Source organism: Pseudomonas sp. NBRC 111132, from assembly GCF_001320565.1.
Lineage (GTDB): Bacteria > Pseudomonadota > Gammaproteobacteria > Pseudomonadales > Pseudomonadaceae > Aquipseudomonas > Aquipseudomonas putida_P.
The window spans coordinates 1-15,536 of the sequence record NZ_BCBI01000060.1 but is presented as its reverse complement, the minus strand read 5'-3'; the positions used below and the strand labels follow the sequence as shown (position 1 = coordinate 15,536).

The following is a 15,536-nucleotide window of genomic DNA, read 5'->3' as shown; positions in this document are numbered from 1 at the left end:
TGACCAGACGACAGCACAGGCTGAATAGATTAATCTAGCGCGGTTTTTTTGCCCGCCTTTCGGAGCCCCCCTATGCCCACTCGTGAGATCCGCCATCCGCTGATCCGCCACAAGCTCGGCCTGATGCGCCGTGCCGATATCAGCACCAAGAATTTTCGCGAACTCGCCCAGGAAGTCGGCGCGCTCCTGACGTATGAAGCCACCCAGGACCTGCCCCTCGAAACCTACGAGATCGATGGCTGGTGTGGCAAGGTCTCGGTTGAAAAAATCGCCGGCAAGAAGATTACTGTAGTACCGATCCTGCGCGCCGGCATCGGCATGCTCGACGGCGTGCTCAGCCTGATCCCTGGGGCGAAGGTCAGCGCCGTCGGTGTTGCCCGTAACGAAGAAACCCTCGAAGCCCACACCTACCTGGAAAAGCTCGCGCCGGACATCAACCAGCGCCTGGCCCTGATCATCGACCCGATGCTGGCCACCGGCGGCTCGATGGTCGCCACCATCGACCTGCTTAAAAAGGCCGGCTGCAAAGAGATCCGCGCCATGGTGCTGGTCGCCGCGCCAGAAGGCATCGAAGTGGTGGAAAAAGCCCACCCGGACGTGAAGATCTACACCGCCTCGATCGACCAGCGCCTGAACGAACACGGCTACATCGTGCCGGGCCTGGGCGATGCCGGTGACAAGATCTTCGGCACCAAGCAAAAGGACGCCTGACCATGCAGGACGGCTTCAACGACCCGCTGTGGCGCCAGGTCGTTTCGGGCGCGCAGATGCTCTTCGTGGCATTCGGCGCGCTGGTGCTGATGCCCCTGATCACCGGCCTCGACCCGAACGTCGCGCTGTTCACCGCCGGCATCGGCACGCTGCTGTTCCAGCTGGTCACCGGCCGCCAGGTGCCGGTGTTCCTGGCCTCGAGCTTTGCCTTCATCACCCCGATCATCCTCGCCAAGGGCCAGTTCGGCCTGGCCGAGACCATGGGCGGCGTGATGGCTGCAGGCTTCGTGTACACCTTCATGGGCCTGATGGTAAAAATCAAAGGCACTGGCTTCATCGACCGCATGCTGCCACCGGTGGTGATCGGCCCGGTGATCATCTCCATCGGCCTGGCCATGGCGCCAATCGCCGCCAACATGGCGATGGGCAAGGGTGGCGACGGCGCGGCACTGATGCCGTACAAGACCGCCATGCTGATCTCCATGCCAGCCCTGCTGACAACCCTGGTCGTCGCCGTGTTCGGCAAAGGCATTTTCCGCCTGGTACCGATCATTTCCGGCGTACTGGTGGGCTTTGCCCTGTCATTCGCCTTTGGCGTGGTCGACACAGCCAAGATCGCCGCTGCACCGTGGCTGGAAATTCCCAATTTCACCGCACCTGCGTTCAACTGGCAGGCCATTCTGTTCATCGTACCGGTTGCCTTGGCGCCAGCGATCGAGCATATCGGCGGGGTGATCGCGGTCGGCAGCGTGACTGGCCGTGACTACCTGAAAAAACCCGGCCTGCACCGCACCCTGCTGGGTGATGGCCTGGCTACCACTGCAGCCGGCCTGTTCGGCGGCCCGCCCAACACCACCTACGCCGAAGTGACCGGCGCGGTGATGCTGACCAAGAACTACAACCCGAAGATCATGACCTGGGCGGCGATTTTCGCCATCACACTGGCATTCATCGGCAAGTTCGGCGCGCTGCTGCAGAGCATTCCGGTACCGGTGATGGGCGGTATCCTGTGCCTGCTGTTCGGCTCGATTGCGGCAGTGGGCATGAACACCATGATCCGCCACAAGATCGACCTGGCCGAAGCACGCAACCTGGTGATCGTGTCGGTGACCCTGGTGTTCGGCATCGGCGGCGTGCTGATCGGCAGTGGTGACGGCCCGGATGACTGGGGCCTGAAGGGCATCGCCCTGTGCGCCATCGTGGCTATTGCCCTGAATCTGATCCTGCCGGGCAACGATGGCTGGAAGCACAAGAAGCTGGATGACCAGTTGCCTTAAGATCGCGGGGCTGCTCTGCAGCCCTTTCGCGACACAAGGCCGCTCCTACAGGGGACCGCGATCTGCTTGTAGGAGCGGCCTTGTGTCGCGATAGGGCCGCAAAGCGGCCCCCAGCTATTCAGGCCTTTTCACACATATCCGCCAACACCCTCACCCATTCCGGGTGATCATTCAGGCACGGCACCAGCACCAGCTCTCGCCCACCCGCCTCTACAAACTGCTCGCTGCCCCGCATGCCGATTTCTTCCAGCGTTTCGATGCAATCGGCGACGAACGCCGGGCACATCACCAGCAGCTTCTTCACGCCCGCCTTGCCCAGCTCGTCCAACCGCGCCTCGGTATAGGGTTCGATCCACTTGGCCCGCCCCAACCGCGACTGGAACGACACCGACCACTTACCATCGGGTATGCCCATTTTCTGAGCAAAGGCCTTGGCTGTAGCCAGGCATTGCCCGCGGTAGCACACAGCGCGCATCTCGGCGCTGGCATCCTTGCAGCAGTCAGCTGCCTGGAAGTCGTGATTACCGGTCGGGTCCAGCTTCTTCAGGTGCCGCTCCGGCAAACCGTGGAAGCTCAGCAGCAGGTGGTCGTAATCCTGCTCCAGGTACGGCCGGGCGCTGGCAGCCAGTGCCTCGATGTAGTCAGGGTGATCGTAGAACGGCCGCAGCACGCGCATCTGCAACGGCAACCCGCGCTCACTGACCGTCTGTTTCGCCAGCTCGACCACCGTGGTCACCGTACTGTCGGCGAACTGTGGATAAAGCGGTGCCAACGTCACCTTGCGCACGCCTTGGGCGGCCAGGCGCTCCAACACTTCGGGCAAAGCCGGCTGGCCATAGCGCATGGCGATTTCCACCGGGCCATGGGGCCAGTGTTCGACCATTGCCGCCTGCAGGCGACGGGTCAGCACCACCAGTGGCGAGCCCTCCTCCCACCAGATCGAACCATAGGCATGTGCCGACTGCTCCGGGCGCTTGACCAGGATCAGTGACACCAGCAAGCGCCGCACCGGCCAAGGCAGGTCGATCACATAGGGGTCCATCAGGAACTGGTTGAGGTAGCGGCGCACATCGGCCACCGAGGTGGAGGCCGGGGAACCCAGGTTGACCAGCAGCAGGGCGTGATCGGTCATGCAGCGTCCTATGTCAGAGGCGGCTGGACAGGTTGTCCAGCGCCGATTGCAGATCGTTGAAGCGGAAGGTGAAGCCCGCCGCCAGCAAGCGCACCGGGCGCGCCCGCTGGCCGCCCAGCAGCAAGGTCGACATTTCGCCAAGGCCGGCCTTGAGCAGCAGCGCCGGCATAGGCAGCAGCGCCGGCCTATGCAGCGCACGGCCCAGCCGCCTGGCGAACTCACGGTTGCGCACCGGCTCTGGGGCGCAGGCATTATAAGGACCGCTGGCATCCTTGTGCTGCAAGAGAAAATCAATCAGGGCGACCTGGTCGTCTATATGCACCCAGGGCATCCACTGCCGCCCACCGCCCAAAGGCCCACCCAGCCCCAGTTTGAAGGGCACGCGCAGGCGCGACAAAAAGCCGCCATCGCTGGCCAGCACCAACCCGGTGCGCACCAATACCACGCGGATTCCTTGCGCTTGAGAACGCTGTGCCGTCTCTTCCCAGGCAATACACAACTGGCTGGCGAAGTCTTCCCGCACCGGTGGTGAGGCCTCGGTCAGCTCGCGTTCGCCGCCGTCACCGTACCAGCCTACCGCAGAGCCGGAAATCAGCACTTGCGGGCGCTGTTCACGGGAGCCCAGCCACGCCAGCAGCTGCTCGGTGAGGGTGACGCGGCTGGCCCACAGCACGTTGCGCCGGGCCGCCGTCCAGGGCCTATCCGCGATTGGCGCACCGGCAAGGTTGACCACCGCATCAAGATGATCGTCTGCTTCCAGTTGCTCCAGGCGGGCGATGCCACGCACGCCACTACCGCAAATTTTCGCCACCTGCTCAGGACGCCGGCTCCATACCGTGAGCCGATGCCCCTGGCCAAGCCAGTACTGGCACAGATGCTTGCCAATCAAACCGGTGCCACCTGTCAGCAATATATGCATGGCTGTGTCCTCGCAGAGTGCGGCGGTGGTCTATTTTTAACATCAAGGCACTTTTTTGACCCGACGCTCTCGGATAAACATAGGCCAACCTACCACCAAAGCGGAATAACCTTATACAAAAGTTCTGCATTGTACAGGTTTGCCTGACAGCGTAGTCTGCTCACAGCAAGGTTTGAAGAGGCCATCATGACAGTACCTATCGCCATCATCGGGGCCGGTATCGCCGGTTTGTCAGCCGCCCAGGCCTTGCAGAAGGCCGGACAATCCGTGCATTTGTTCGACAAAGGCCACGGCAGTGGCGGGCGCATGGCCAGCAAGCGCAGCGAGGCTGGCGCACTCGACCTCGGCGCCCAGTACTTCACCGCCCGTGACCGGCGCTTTGTCGATCAGGTGCAACAATGGGTTGCCGCTGGCTGGGCCGAGCAGTGGAAGCCGCAGCTGTACAACTACCGTGATGGCGAACTCACCCCCTCCCCCGACGAGCAGACGCGCTGGGTAGGCGTGCCACGCATGAGTGCGATCACCCGTGGCCTGCTCAAGGACGTGACGGTCAACTTCGGCTGCCGTATAGCGGAAGTGTTTCGCGGCAAGCAGTATTGGCACCTGCAGGATACCGAAGGCTGCAGCCATGGCCCCTACAGCCGCGTGGTAATCGCCGTACCGGCCCCGCAGGCCACACCACTGCTGGCGGCAACCCCTAAATTGGCCGCCGTGGCCGCCGGTGTACAGATGGAACCGACCTGGGCCGTCGCCCTGGCCTTCCAGTCACCGTTGGATACCCCGATGCAAGGCTGCTTCGTGCAGGACAACCCACTCGACTGGCTGGCCCGCAATCGCAGCAAACCCGGCCGCGACGAGCACCTGGATACCTGGGTACTGCACGCCACCTCGGACTGGAGCCGGCAGCACATCGACCTGTCCAAGGAAGAAGTGATCGAACAGCTGTGGGGCGAATTCGCCGAACTGGTCGGCTGCGTGGTACCGGCGCCCACCTTCGCTCTGGCGCACCGCTGGCTCTACGCCCGCCCCAGCAGCAACCATGAATGGGGCGCATTGGCCGATGCCGATCAGGGCTTGTACGCCTGCGGTGACTGGTGCCTTTCCGGGCGTGTCGAAGGCGCGTGGCTCAGTGGCCAGGAAGCCGCGCGACGTTTGCTCGAACACCTTGAGTGATGTAGCGCTATACAAAAATACTGGTTTGCATAACGGCTGGGCTGTGCTGGAATAAACCTGTACAAGTTTTTAGTAATGTACAGGTTTTTTCGGAGGCAGCCATGCTCGACTCTTTCGCCTGCAGCAAGCCGCGTATCGCCATCAGTGCCTGCCTGACTGGGCACAGCGTGCGCTACAACGGCGGCCACAAGGCCTCCGATCTTTGCCGTACACAGCTGGAACAACACTTCGAATGGCTGCCCGTGTGCCCGGAAGTGGCAATCGGCCTGGGCATTCCGCGTGACCCCATTCGCCTGGTAGGCAACCCCGAACAACCCGAAGTGGTCGGCACCCGCGACCCTGGCATGGACCTGACCGGCCCGCTGCGCACCTATGGCGAACAAATGGCGGCTGAGCTCGACGACATCTGCGGCTACATCTTCATGCAGAAGTCACCTTCTTGCGGCCTGGAACGGGTCAAGGTTTACCAGGCCAACGGCCACCCAGCCTTGCATGGCGGGCGTGGCGTCTATGCCCACGCTTTCTGCGCTCTGCGCCCGGACCTGCCCGTTGAAGAAGAAGGCCGCCTGCATGACCCCGTGCTGCGCGAGAACTTCATCAGCCGCGTATACGCCTACGCCGACTGGCAGCGCCTGCTGGCCGAAGGGCTGAGCCGTGGCGCCCTGGTGCGCTTTCACTCGCGCTACAAGTATTTGCTGATGGCCAACAACCCGCAGGCCTATCGCACCCTCGGCCGCCTGCTTGGCAGCATGAGCAAGGATGACGACCCGCTCAGCTTCGGCCCGCGCTATTTCAGCCAACTGATGCAGGCCCTGCGCCGCTGCGCCAGCCGCGGCACCCACTGCAACGTGCTGCAGCACCTGAGCGGTTACTTCAAGGATGCCCTGACGCAGCAGGACAAGGCCGAGTTGCAGACGGTCATCGGCCAGTACCAACAGGGCGTCGTGCCGCTGGTAGTGCCCCTGACCCTGCTCAAGCACTATCTGCGCAAGCACCCTGACCCGTACCTGCAGCAGCAGGCCTACCTGCAACCGCACCCTGAAAGCCTGGGCTTGCGCAATGCAGTCTGAAACCTTGCTGCCCATCGGTGAACTGGCCCGCCGTACCGGCGTCAATCCGGTCACCTTGCGCGCCTGGGAACGCCGGTATGGCCTGCTCAAACCCCAGCGCACCGCCAAGGGGCATCGCCTGTACCCCTTGGAACAGCTCGAGCGGGTCGAGGCGATCCTTGGCTGGTTGCAGCGAGGCGCATCGGTCGGTCAAGTACGCGAGCTGCTCGACAAACCCTCCAGCACGCCACCCAAAGGCGACTGGCAGGCCAGGCAGTTCCAATTGATCGAGGCCGTCGCCAACCTGTCGCAGCGCACGCTGGACCAACAGCTCAACCAGGCCATGGCCCTGTACCCGGCCGTCACCCTGTGCGAGCAATTGCTGCTGCCACTGCTCGATCTGCTCGACCTGCGCTGGCGCAACTACTTCAATGCGCGGCTTGAGCAAGTGTTTTTCCACAGTTGGCTGCGCAGCAAGCTCGGCGCCCGCATTTACCACGACAACCAATTGCTGCAAGGCCCCGCCGTATTGCTGGTGGAGGACTGCGAGCGGGCCTTCAGCCCAGGCCTGTGGTTGTGCGCCTGGCTGTTCACCAGCAACGGCGTGCCGGTCGAAGTGTTCGAGCACCCAGTCGCCGGCCCGCAACTGCACCACGCGGTCAATGCGCTCAAACCACGGGCCGTGCTGCTGCATCTGGGCCCACGCATCGATGACAAGGCGCTGCTACGCACCCTGCAAGGCATGCCCGGTATCACGCTGCTGGGCGGCGCTACGCTGCCCCTGCACGAAGCCCGCTTGCAGGCTTGCGCGCTGCCCGATGTTTTTCTGTTCGATACCCCGCAGGCGGCATTGCGCTTGCTTCAAGCCCATGACCGTCAGCCTGTAGAGATGAATACCCCATGCACCTGACCTGGCTGCGCAGCGACCTGCGCATCGATGACAACACTGCACTCAGCGCCGCCACCGAGCGCGGGCCGACCATCGCCCTGTGGCTGGTCAGCCCAGGGCAATGGCAAGCCCATGACGACGCCGCCTGCAAGGTCGACTTCTGGCTGCGCAACTTGCGCGCCCTGCGCCAATCGCTCGAAGGCCTGAATATCCCCCTGCTGATCCGCAAGATCGACACCTGGGACCAGGCCCCCCAGGCGGTGCTCGATGTATGCCGCCAACACCAGGTGCAAAGCGTGCACTGGAACGAAGAGTACGGCATCAACGAACAGCAACGCGACGATGCGACCCGCGCGCTGCTGGAGAAGTCGTCCATCCAGGCCTGCAGCCACCTCGACCAGCTGTTGTTCCGCCCTGGCACCATCCTTACCCGCAGCGGCGACTACTTCCAGGTCTTCAGCCAGTTCAAGAAGACCTGCCTGGAACACCTGCACCGCAGCCTGCCTGCCCTGGCCCGCCGGGTGGAGCGTCAGGCACCGCTGCAAATCCAAAGTGACCCGATTCCACAACACGTAGACGGTTTTGAAACCCCCACGCGCGCCTTGCGTGAGCATTGGCCGGCGGGTGAGGCCGAAGCGCAGGCGCGCCTGTCCCGCTTTCTGGACGAAACCATCGACGACTACCAACAATTGCGTGACCTGCCTGCCAAGCCCGGCACCAGCCAGCTCTCCACCTACCTGGCCGCTGGCGTGATCTCGCCGCGCCAATGCCTGCACGGCGCACTGGCCAGCAACCGGGGCGAGTTCGACAGCGGCAGTACGGGCGTGCAGACCTGGATCAACGAGCTGCTCTGGCGCGAGTTCTACAAGCACATCCTGAACGGTTACCCACAGGTCTCGCGCCACCGCGCCTTTCGCGCCCATACCGAAGCCCTGCCCTGGCGTGACGCCCCGGCGGACCTGGAAGCCTGGAAACAGGGCCGCACCGGGTTCCCGATCATCGATGCGGCCATGCGCCAACTGCTGCACACCGGATGGATGCACAACCGCCTGCGCATGGTCGTGGCCATGTTCCTCAGCAAGAACCTGCTGATCGACTGGCGCAAGGGCGAGCGACACTTCATGCGCCACCTGATAGACGGCGACCTGGCCGCCAACAACGGCGGCTGGCAGTGGAGCGCGTCCACCGGCACCGACGCTGTGCCCTATTTCCGCATTTTCAACCCAGTTTCTCAGTCTCAGCGTTTCGACCCACAGGGGCGCTTCATCCGGCACTGGCTGCCCGAATTACGCGACATGGATGAGAAAACTATCCATGAGCCGATGAAATCTGATGATCTTTTTGCTAATAATTCGTATCACCGTCCAATGGTCAATCTCGGCAGCAGTCGCCAGCGTGCACTGGAAGCCTTCAAAGGCCTACCACGTCGGCAGGATTAGAGGACAACGTCTTGGCTAACTCACGAAGTTTTTGGGTTACAGGCGCCAGCAACGGACTTGGTCTGGCTTTGGTGGAACGTTTGCTCGAACAAGGGCATCGCGTTGCCGCCAGCGCAAAGGAAAGCGATGAGTTGAATGCTTTGGCAGCACGGCATGGTCGGCACTTTTTGCGCCTGCCCTGGCAGTTGCATGCCGAAGGACAAGCAGCAGCGGCCTGCCAACAAATATGCCATGCGTGGTGTTCGCTGGATGGGTTGATCATCAACGCCGGTACCTGCGATTACCTGGCAGACAATTTGGCCGATAGCGAACTGATAGAGGCCATCGTCACCAGCAACCAACTAGCGGGCGAGCATTGCCTCACACAGGCATTGCCTTTGCTGGCGAAGGGCGTCTCAGCGCAAGTGATGGCGGTGTTCAACCGTTATTCGGCATTGCAGCTGTATGCGCCCACCCAAACGACCGCAGGGTGGAACAACACACCGCAGTGGCTGCGCGAGCAGCGCAAGGCCCTGATGGACCAAGGGATAGCGTTGACCATCGTGGCGCCACAGTCGCTCAAGGTGCCGGTGACGTCGGCACAGGCGATACCGGAGGAGTGGACGGCACAGAGTGTCGCTGAGGAGTTGCTGCGACGGTTGCCGCAGCAAGAACCAGAACTGGTACTGGAGACGCTGGACATCAGTAGCCTGTGGCCTTTGACGCGATAAGGCCTCAAACCGGCCTCTTCGCGGGCAAGCCCGCGAAGAGGCCGGTGCAGGCGAATTCAAAGCGCCATGCGGTAATGCAGGCTGTAGCTCTCTACGCCATCGTTGGGCTGCTTGATTCCCGCGTTGGAATAGTGAATCGCCCGCACTCCGATCTCATGCCCGCCGGCAAAGCGCAGACCAAAACCAATGCGGTCCTCGAACTGGAAGGCCGAGCCTAGCTCATTGCTTTCCAGCTCGGTGCTGGAGAACGCCGCCACGCCGATCCCCGCTTCGATATAGGGTTTCACCGACTCCCCGGCAAATTCGTAGACGAACACTGGCGCGAACGACAGGCTATGGTTGCTCGCGGTTTTGTCGCCATCCCAGTAGGTGTAGGCCCCATCCCAGTAGCCGGTCAGGCGGCCGACACTGGTCTGCCACCAGCTGGCATCCCAATTCGATTGCAGCCCCAGACGGTAGACCATGGTCGAGTCACCGGTCTGCCCCACCGAGAACGACACATCGGCTGCTTGCGCCGATACCACTTGCCCCAAGGTAAAAGCGGCAGCCGCCGCCAAGCCCAGCAGTTTCTTCATGAGAAACATCCTTCTTCCTGATGCTGTTATTAGTCCGCCTCATGTCAGGCAAAGCGGTAGAAAGCGGCAGTGGAACGATAGTTCAGCTGTTTTTCACGTTTTTTTCACAACGCAAAGCTTTGCACATCGCCGCACTTATGCACTTATGCCACAGCACAGGTAGGATTTTTCTTAGGATTTCTGGATCAGCGCTGGTCCAGAAGCGGGTATCGCCGGCCGGGCCTTCGGCCAGCAGATCATTTGCCCCCAGCAGCCGCTGCAGTTGGCGTGCTACGGCAGCGCCCGTATCGATGACAGCCACATCCGCCGGCACCATGCCGGCCAGCAACGGGCGAAGGAAAGGGTAATGGGTGCAGCCGAGGATCAGCGTATCGCAACCTGCAGCCAGCAGTGGCTGCACGTACCCCCACAGCATCTGGCGCAACACCGGGCTGGTCAGGTCACCGGTCTCGATCAATTCGACCAGCCCCGGGCAAGGCTGGGTAATCACCTGCACATCATTGGCGAAGCGGTCGAGCAAGGCTGCGAACTTGGCACTCTGCAAGGTACCAGTGGTTGCCAGTACACCGACCACGCCCGAACGGGTAGCAGCCGCAGCAGGCTTCACGGCCGGTTCCATGCCCACCAAAGGCCAGGTTGGGTACAACTCGCGCAGGTCTGCTACCGCCGCCACGGTGGCGGTGTTGCAGGCCAGCACCATGGCCTTGGCGCCTTGCTCATGGAAGAACCCGGCAATGTGTCGGCAGCGCTGGCGGATATAATCCGGCGACTTCTCGCCGTAAGGCACATGGCCGCAATCGGCCACATACAGCAGCGTCTCGTTGGGCAGCAGGCGCTGGATCTCGGCGAGCACCGACAAGCCGCCGACCCCCGAGTCCATCACGCCGACCGGCGCCGAGCGCTCAGCCATCGCGCTTGCCACAGACAGCACAAGCCGGGTCGCGCTTGACGCGCAGCTCGCGGATACGGGTGCCGAGTGCATCGATCAACAGCAGGCGGCCGACCAGCGGCTCGCCGAAGCCGGCCAGCAGCTTCATGGCCTCCAACGCCTGCAGGCTACCCACCAGACCCACCAGCGGGCCGATGACACCGGCTTCGCTGCAGGTCAGTTCGGCTTCGCTGCCGTGCCCGTACAAGCAGTGGTAGCAAGGGCTGTAGTCACGGCGTGGGTCGAACACCGACAGTTGCCCTTCCAGGCGGATTGCCGCCCCGCTGACCAACGGCTTGCCGGCGGCGACACAGGCCGCATTGACCGCCTCGCGGGTAGAGAAGTTGTCGGAGCAGTCCAGCACCAGGTCGACCGCCGCCACGGCGGCCGCAAGCGAATCCTCGTCCAGGGCCTGACGGTGAGCGACCAGGGCGATTTCCGGGTTGATCGCCTGCAGGCGCTGCAAGGCCGAATCGACCTTGGTCATGCCGACGCTGGCACTGTCATGGATCACCTGGCGCTGCAGGTTGGTCAGGTCGACGGTGTCGAAGTCCGCCAGGTGCAGCTCCCCCACCCCGGCGGCGGCCAGGTACAGGGCAACCGGGGAGCCCAGGCCACCGAGCCCTACGATCAGCGCCTTGCTCTTCTTAAGCCGCAGCTGGCCGTCGATGTCGATCTGAGCCAGCAATACCTGGCGGCTATAACGCAGCAATTCCTGATCAGTCAGCATGGCAAGCGCCCCAAGGTAATGCGTTCATGGCCGCCCAGGTCCGTGCGGCTGGCCACCTCGACAAAGCCTTGTTCAGCCAGCAAGGCACGTACTGCAGCGGCCTGATCGTAGCCGTGCTCCAGCAGCAGCCAGCCACCCGGCAAAAGGTGCGCGGGGGCTTGCGCGGCGATCACGCGCAAGTCGTCCAGGCCATCGGCACCGGCCACCAGCGCGCTGCTGGGCTCGAAGCGCACATCCCCGGCAACCAGGTGCGGGTCTTCGGCAGCGATGTAGGGCGGGTTGCTGACAATCAGGTCAAAACGCTCGCCGGCCAGGCTGTCGAACCAATGGCTTACCCGCACCTGGGCGTTGTCCAGCCCCAGGCGCTGGCGGTTGCGCTCGGCCAGGGCTGCAGCCTCCTCCACCCGGTCCACCGCCGTGACCTGCCAAGCCGGGCGGTCGCTGGCCAGCGCCAGCGCGATGGCACCGGTACCGGTCCCCAGGTCCAGCACCTTGGCTGGCGCAGCGGGTTGCAGTTCAAGGGCCGTCTCGACCAGCAGCTCGGTATCGGGCCGCGGGATAAGGGTATGCGGCGCCACTTCCAGGTCGATCTTCCAGAAGCCCTGCTGCCCAAGGATATAGGCCACAGGCTCACCGCCACGACGGCGCTGCAGGTAGCCGGCATAGGTCTCGGCATCTTCACTGCTGACGATACGCTCAGGCCAGGTGTGCAGGTAACTGCGCGACTTGCCGATGGCAGCAGCCAGCAGCAGTTCGGCATCCAACCGCTCAGAAGGCGATTCGGGCAACTGCGCGTTGCGCAGTAGGCTGGCGATGATAGTCATCAGTCCCCCAGGGCGGCCAGTTGATCGGCCTGATATTCGGCCAGCAGCGGTTCGATCACCGCCTCTACGCCACCGCTGAGGATGTCGTCCAGGGAATACAAGGTCAGGTTGATGCGGTGATCGGTCACCCTGCCCTGTGGATAATTGTAGGTGCGGATGCGTTCGGAACGGTCACCGGAGCCCACCAGTAGCTTGCGCTCACTGGCAATAGCGTTCTGCGCGGCGCTGGTCTGCATGTCGTTCAGCTTGGCCGACAGCCAGGACATGGCGCGGGCGCGGTTCTTGTGCTGCGAGCGCTCTTCCTGGCACTCGACCACGATACCGGTGGGCAAGTGGGTGATACGGATCGCCGAGTCGGTCTTGTTGACGTGCTGGCCGCCGGCACCGGAGGCACGGTAAGTGTCCACGCGCAGGTCGGCCGGGTTGATTTCGATGGCTGCCTGCTCGTCCGGCTCGGGCAGCACCGCGACCGTGCACGCGGAGGTATGGACACGGCCTTGGGATTCAGTCTCGGGCACACGCTGGACGCGGTGTGCGCCGGACTCGAACTTGAGTTTGCCGTAGACGTTCTCACCCTCGACGCGGGCGATGATTTCCTTGTAGCCGCCGTGCTCGCCTTCGTTTTCGGACAAGATCTCCAGCCGCCAGCCGCGTTTCTCGGCGTAGCGCGAATACATGCGGAACAGGTCGCCGGAGAAGATTGCCGCCTCGTCGCCACCGGTACCGGCGCGGATTTCGAGGAACACGTTGCGGCCGTCGTTGGGGTCCTTGGGCAGCAGCATACGCTGCAGCTGCGACTCCAGCGTCAGCAGTTGTTCCTTGGCTTCACGCACTTCTTCCACGGCCATTTCACGCAGGTCCGGGTCACTGTCCTTGAGCAGCGCCTGGGCACCCTCAAGGTCGCCCTGGACTTTGCACCACTCTTTATAAGCAGCGTAGACCGGCTCGACTTCGGCGTATTCGCGGGAATACGCGCGAAAGCGCGTCTGGTCGGAAATGACCTCGGCATCACCGAGCAGTGCGGTGAGTTCTTCGAAGCGGTCCTGGAGAATATCCAGTTTGTTCAGCAGCGACGCTTTCATTGCGGGGATTTGTCCGTCGAGCCCTCGTTGAGGGCAAAGAGTTCCTGGGCCATGGCCAGCGCATCGACGCGCCCCTCGGCCGAGAGCTTTTTCAACTGCACGCTGGGGGCATGCAGGAGTTTGTTGGTCAGGCCCCGGGCCAATTGGGCCAGCACGTCTTCGGGGTTGCCGCCGTTGGCCAGCAGGCGCTGGGCCTTTTGCAGTTCTTCGTCGCGAAGGCGCTCGCTTTGCTGCCGGTAGGCCTTGAGTACATCCACCGCCGCCAGTTCACGCAGGCGCAGCATGAAGTCCTCTGCCCCCACGGTAACCAGCTCTTCGGCGGCCTGGGCTGCGCCCTGGCGGCTCTTGAGGTTTTCCGCCACCACGTCGTGCAGGTCGTCGACGGTGTACAGGTAGACATCGTCCAACTCGCCTACTTCGGTTTCGATGTCGCGTGGTACGGCGATGTCGACCATGAAGATGGGCTTGTGCCGGCGCTGTTTCAGTGCGCTTTCGACCGCGCCCTTGCCCAGGATCGGCAGCTGGCTGGCGGTGGAGCTGATGACGATGTCGCTGTTGGCCAGTTCCTGGGGGATGTCTGCCAGCAGCACCGCATGCGCGCCGAACTGCTCGGCCAGGATGCTGGCGCGCTCCAGGGTACGGTTGGCCACCACGATTCGGCGTACGCCCTGCTCGTGCAAGTGGCGGGCGACCAGGGTGATGGTTTCGCCGGCGCCGATCAACAAGGCCTGGCTACGGCCCAGGTCGGCGAAGATCTGCTTGGCCAGGCTGACCGCGGCAAACGCCACCGACACCGGGTTTTCGCCGATGGCGGTGTCGGTACGCACCTGCTTGGCGGCACTGAAGGTGGCCTGGAACAGGCGACCGAGCAACGGCCCGACGGTACCGGCTTCGCGGGCCACGGCGTAGGCGGACTTCATCTGGCCGAGGATCTGTGGTTCGCCGAGTACCAGCGAGTCCAGCCCAGAGGCCACGCGCATCATGTGCTTCACGGCATCGTGCTCTTCGTGCACGTAGGCACTGGCACGCAGCTCGTCGAGGCTGAGGCGGTGATAGTCGGCCAGCCATTGCAGCACGGCATCGGCGGACAGGTGGTCCTGCTCTATATAAAGCTCGCTGCGGTTGCAGGTCGACAGGATCGCCGCTTCGCGGCTGGATGTCAGTCGGCAGAGCTGCTGCAGGGCGTCTACCAGCTGCTCTGGGGTAAACGCCACGCGCTCGCGTACGTCTACCGAGGCAGTCTTATGGTTGATACCAAGTGCAAGAAAGGCCATGCAAGGTCGCTGGTTGTGACGGGAAGCCGATAATTGTCCTCTTTCGCAGGTTTTAGGACAACCACCGTTCGCTATTGTCGTGATAGCCCAGGCCGACCGGGCTCCAAGGCAGCTCTGTCCGCAGCCCTCTCGGCAGAGCGCCGCAGCCGATGCAAGCACGAATCCTGTGGGAGCGGGCTTGCCCGCGAAGAGGCCAGGGCAGGCAAAGCGATTATCTCCGGTCACCTCCCCGCGCCGCGCTTCTCGACCTGCGCGCTGGTAATGTGGACAGATGTCCTACGAAAAACCCCTATTAATTAAACTTAGCGATACACCGTTGGCAAAGTCACCCACAACTTTGTAGTCCATTTCCTAAAGCCAGCCCCCTCTATTGCCTTGCCCAATATCCGTGCCTAGCCTTGCCAATCACTGACCGGGTCAAGTTCCCCATCAGCATCACCCCTGAAAATGATTGCCAAGGAGAGATAAGCATGGCATTTGACGCTTATATAAAAATCGACGACATCGCGGGCGAAGCTCTGGATGAAAAGCACAGCAAATGGATTGAAGTCACCGGTTATGACTTCGGTGTAAGCCAAAGCACTTCCGCCACTGCCAGCTCGGCAGGGGGCGCCACTTCGGGGCGCGCCGAGGTGAGCCACTTCACTTTTACCAAGTTTCTCGACAGCGCCAGTTGCAAGCTCATGGAGGCCAGCTGCGCAGGGCAGCATCTCAAGGAGGTCAAACTCGCACTGTGCCGCGCGGGCGGCGACAAGCTCAAGTATTACGAGATTATTCTCGAAGAAGTAATCATTGCAGACTACACACAGAGTGCTGCCGATGGC

The 15,536-nt window shown here is 62.7% G+C and carries 15 protein-coding genes and 1 pseudogene; 8 read left to right on the top strand and 8 right to left on the bottom strand.

What is annotated here, in order from left to right:
- Positions 1-72: 72 nt before the first annotated feature.
- Together upp and APH35_RS23095 are read left to right on the top strand one after the other, a co-directional pair.
- On the top strand, positions 73-711 hold the full coding sequence (gene upp / locus APH35_RS23100) for a uracil phosphoribosyltransferase (protein WP_003247366.1): 639 nt from the start codon (positions 73-75) through the stop codon (positions 709-711).
- A gap of 2 nt (positions 712-713) precedes the next feature.
- Entirely contained in the window at positions 714-1,988 is a 1,275-nt protein-coding gene (locus APH35_RS23095; protein ID WP_012270497.1) for a uracil-xanthine permease family protein, read from the top strand.
- Between the two features lie 118 nt (positions 1,989-2,106).
- On the opposite strand, the gene hemH is transcribed toward APH35_RS23095, so the two are convergent.
- Complete coding sequence (hemH, locus tag APH35_RS23090) at positions 2,107-3,120, bottom strand: ferrochelatase (protein ID WP_060515592.1); 1,014 nt, start codon at positions 3,118-3,120, stop codon at positions 2,107-2,109.
- Positions 3,121-3,133: 13 nt separating this feature from the next.
- Entirely contained in the window at positions 3,134-4,039 is a 906-nt protein-coding gene (locus APH35_RS23085) for a TIGR01777 family oxidoreductase (protein WP_060515591.1), read from the bottom strand.
- Positions 4,040-4,225: 186 nt separating this feature from the next.
- Here APH35_RS23085 and APH35_RS23080 point away from each other — a divergent pair, with 186 nt between their 5' ends.
- The 5 genes from APH35_RS23080 to APH35_RS23060 all read left to right on the top strand — a co-directional run bounded on the left by APH35_RS23080 (position 4,226) and on the right by APH35_RS23060 (position 9,299).
- Entirely contained in the window at positions 4,226-5,212 is a 987-nt protein-coding gene (locus APH35_RS23080) for an NAD(P)/FAD-dependent oxidoreductase (protein ID WP_012270494.1), read from the top strand.
- A 101-nt stretch (positions 5,213-5,313) separates the two neighbouring features.
- The gene (locus tag APH35_RS23075) at positions 5,314-6,282 is read left to right on the top strand and encodes a YbgA family protein (protein WP_060515590.1); all 969 of its coding nucleotides are present in this window, start codon (positions 5,314-5,316) and stop codon (positions 6,280-6,282) included.
- Positions 6,272-7,171, top strand: a complete 900-nt coding sequence (locus APH35_RS23070; RefSeq protein WP_060515589.1) for a MerR family transcriptional regulator — start codon at positions 6,272-6,274, stop codon at positions 7,169-7,171. The genes APH35_RS23075 and APH35_RS23070 overlap by 11 nt, the downstream gene beginning before the upstream one ends.
- Positions 7,162-8,589 (top strand): deoxyribodipyrimidine photo-lyase, encoded by a 1,428-nt coding sequence (gene phrB / locus APH35_RS23065; RefSeq protein ID WP_060494164.1) that lies wholly within the window; start codon positions 7,162-7,164, stop codon positions 8,587-8,589. Before APH35_RS23070 ends, phrB begins: the two co-directional genes overlap by 10 nt.
- 11 nt (positions 8,590-8,600) lie before the next feature.
- Positions 8,601-9,299, top strand: a complete 699-nt coding sequence (locus APH35_RS23060; protein WP_060515588.1) for an SDR family oxidoreductase — start codon at positions 8,601-8,603, stop codon at positions 9,297-9,299.
- Between the two features lie 56 nt (positions 9,300-9,355).
- Here the strand turns inward: APH35_RS23060 and APH35_RS23055 are convergent, their stop codons facing one another.
- The 6 genes and pseudogenes from APH35_RS23055 to hemA form a co-directional block, all read right to left on the bottom strand.
- Positions 9,356-9,874 carry an acyloxyacyl hydrolase gene (locus tag APH35_RS23055; RefSeq protein WP_041166373.1) on the bottom strand — a complete coding sequence of 173 codons (519 nt, stop codon included), beginning with the start codon at positions 9,872-9,874 and terminating at the stop codon, positions 9,356-9,358.
- Between the two features lie 104 nt (positions 9,875-9,978).
- Positions 9,979-10,784 (bottom strand): annotated as a pseudogene (gene murI, locus APH35_RS23050) (glutamate racemase).
- The gene (locus tag APH35_RS23045) at positions 10,777-11,532 is read right to left on the bottom strand and encodes a molybdopterin-synthase adenylyltransferase MoeB (protein WP_012270487.1); all 756 of its coding nucleotides are present in this window, start codon (positions 11,530-11,532) and stop codon (positions 10,777-10,779) included. Before APH35_RS23045 ends, murI begins: the two are co-directional and overlap by 8 nt.
- Positions 11,526-12,356, bottom strand: a complete 831-nt coding sequence (prmC, locus tag APH35_RS23040) for a peptide chain release factor N(5)-glutamine methyltransferase (RefSeq protein ID WP_012270486.1) — start codon at positions 12,354-12,356, stop codon at positions 11,526-11,528. The genes APH35_RS23045 and prmC overlap by 7 nt, the downstream gene beginning before the upstream one ends.
- Positions 12,356-13,438, bottom strand: a complete 1,083-nt coding sequence (gene prfA, locus APH35_RS23035; protein ID WP_012270485.1) for a peptide chain release factor 1 — start codon at positions 13,436-13,438, stop codon at positions 12,356-12,358. Before prfA ends, prmC begins: the two co-directional genes overlap by 1 nt.
- The gene (gene hemA, locus APH35_RS23030; RefSeq protein WP_012270484.1) at positions 13,435-14,712 is read right to left on the bottom strand and encodes a glutamyl-tRNA reductase; all 1,278 of its coding nucleotides are present in this window, start codon (positions 14,710-14,712) and stop codon (positions 13,435-13,437) included. The genes prfA and hemA overlap by 4 nt, the downstream gene beginning before the upstream one ends.
- A 470-nt stretch (positions 14,713-15,182) precedes the next feature.
- Here hemA and APH35_RS23025 point away from each other — a divergent pair.
- Positions 15,183-15,536: Hcp family type VI secretion system effector (locus APH35_RS23025; RefSeq protein ID WP_060515596.1), on the top strand; the 354-nt coding region annotated here is incomplete at its 3' end.

Bases quoted from the DNA above. Each gene is read 5' to 3' on its own strand.
- upp (WP_003247366.1), top strand. From the start codon at position 73: ATGCCCACTCGTGAGATCCGCCATCCGCTGATCCGCCACAAGCTCGGC.
- APH35_RS23095 (WP_012270497.1), top strand. From the start codon at position 714: ATGCAGGACGGCTTCAACGACCCGCTGTGGCGCCAGGTCGTTTCGGGC.
- hemH (WP_060515592.1), bottom strand. From the start codon at position 3,120: ATGACCGATCACGCCCTGCTGCTGGTCAACCTGGGTTCCCCGGCCTCC.
- APH35_RS23085 (WP_060515591.1), bottom strand. From the start codon at position 4,039: ATGCATATATTGCTGACAGGTGGCACCGGTTTGATTGGCAAGCATCTG.
- APH35_RS23080 (WP_012270494.1), top strand. From the start codon at position 4,226: ATGACAGTACCTATCGCCATCATCGGGGCCGGTATCGCCGGTTTGTCA.
- APH35_RS23075 (WP_060515590.1), top strand. From the start codon at position 5,314: ATGCTCGACTCTTTCGCCTGCAGCAAGCCGCGTATCGCCATCAGTGCC.
- APH35_RS23070 (WP_060515589.1), top strand. From the start codon at position 6,272: ATGCAGTCTGAAACCTTGCTGCCCATCGGTGAACTGGCCCGCCGTACC.
- phrB (WP_060494164.1), top strand. From the start codon at position 7,162: ATGCACCTGACCTGGCTGCGCAGCGACCTGCGCATCGATGACAACACT.
- APH35_RS23055 (WP_041166373.1), bottom strand. From the start codon at position 9,874: ATGAAGAAACTGCTGGGCTTGGCGGCGGCTGCCGCTTTTACCTTGGGG.
- APH35_RS23045 (WP_012270487.1), bottom strand. From the start codon at position 11,532: ATGCTGACTGATCAGGAATTGCTGCGTTATAGCCGCCAGGTATTGCTG.
- prmC (WP_012270486.1), bottom strand. From the start codon at position 12,356: ATGACTATCATCGCCAGCCTACTGCGCAACGCGCAGTTGCCCGAATCG.
- prfA (WP_012270485.1), bottom strand. From the start codon at position 13,438: ATGAAAGCGTCGCTGCTGAACAAACTGGATATTCTCCAGGACCGCTTC.
- hemA (WP_012270484.1), bottom strand. From the start codon at position 14,712: ATGGCCTTTCTTGCACTTGGTATCAACCATAAGACTGCCTCGGTAGAC.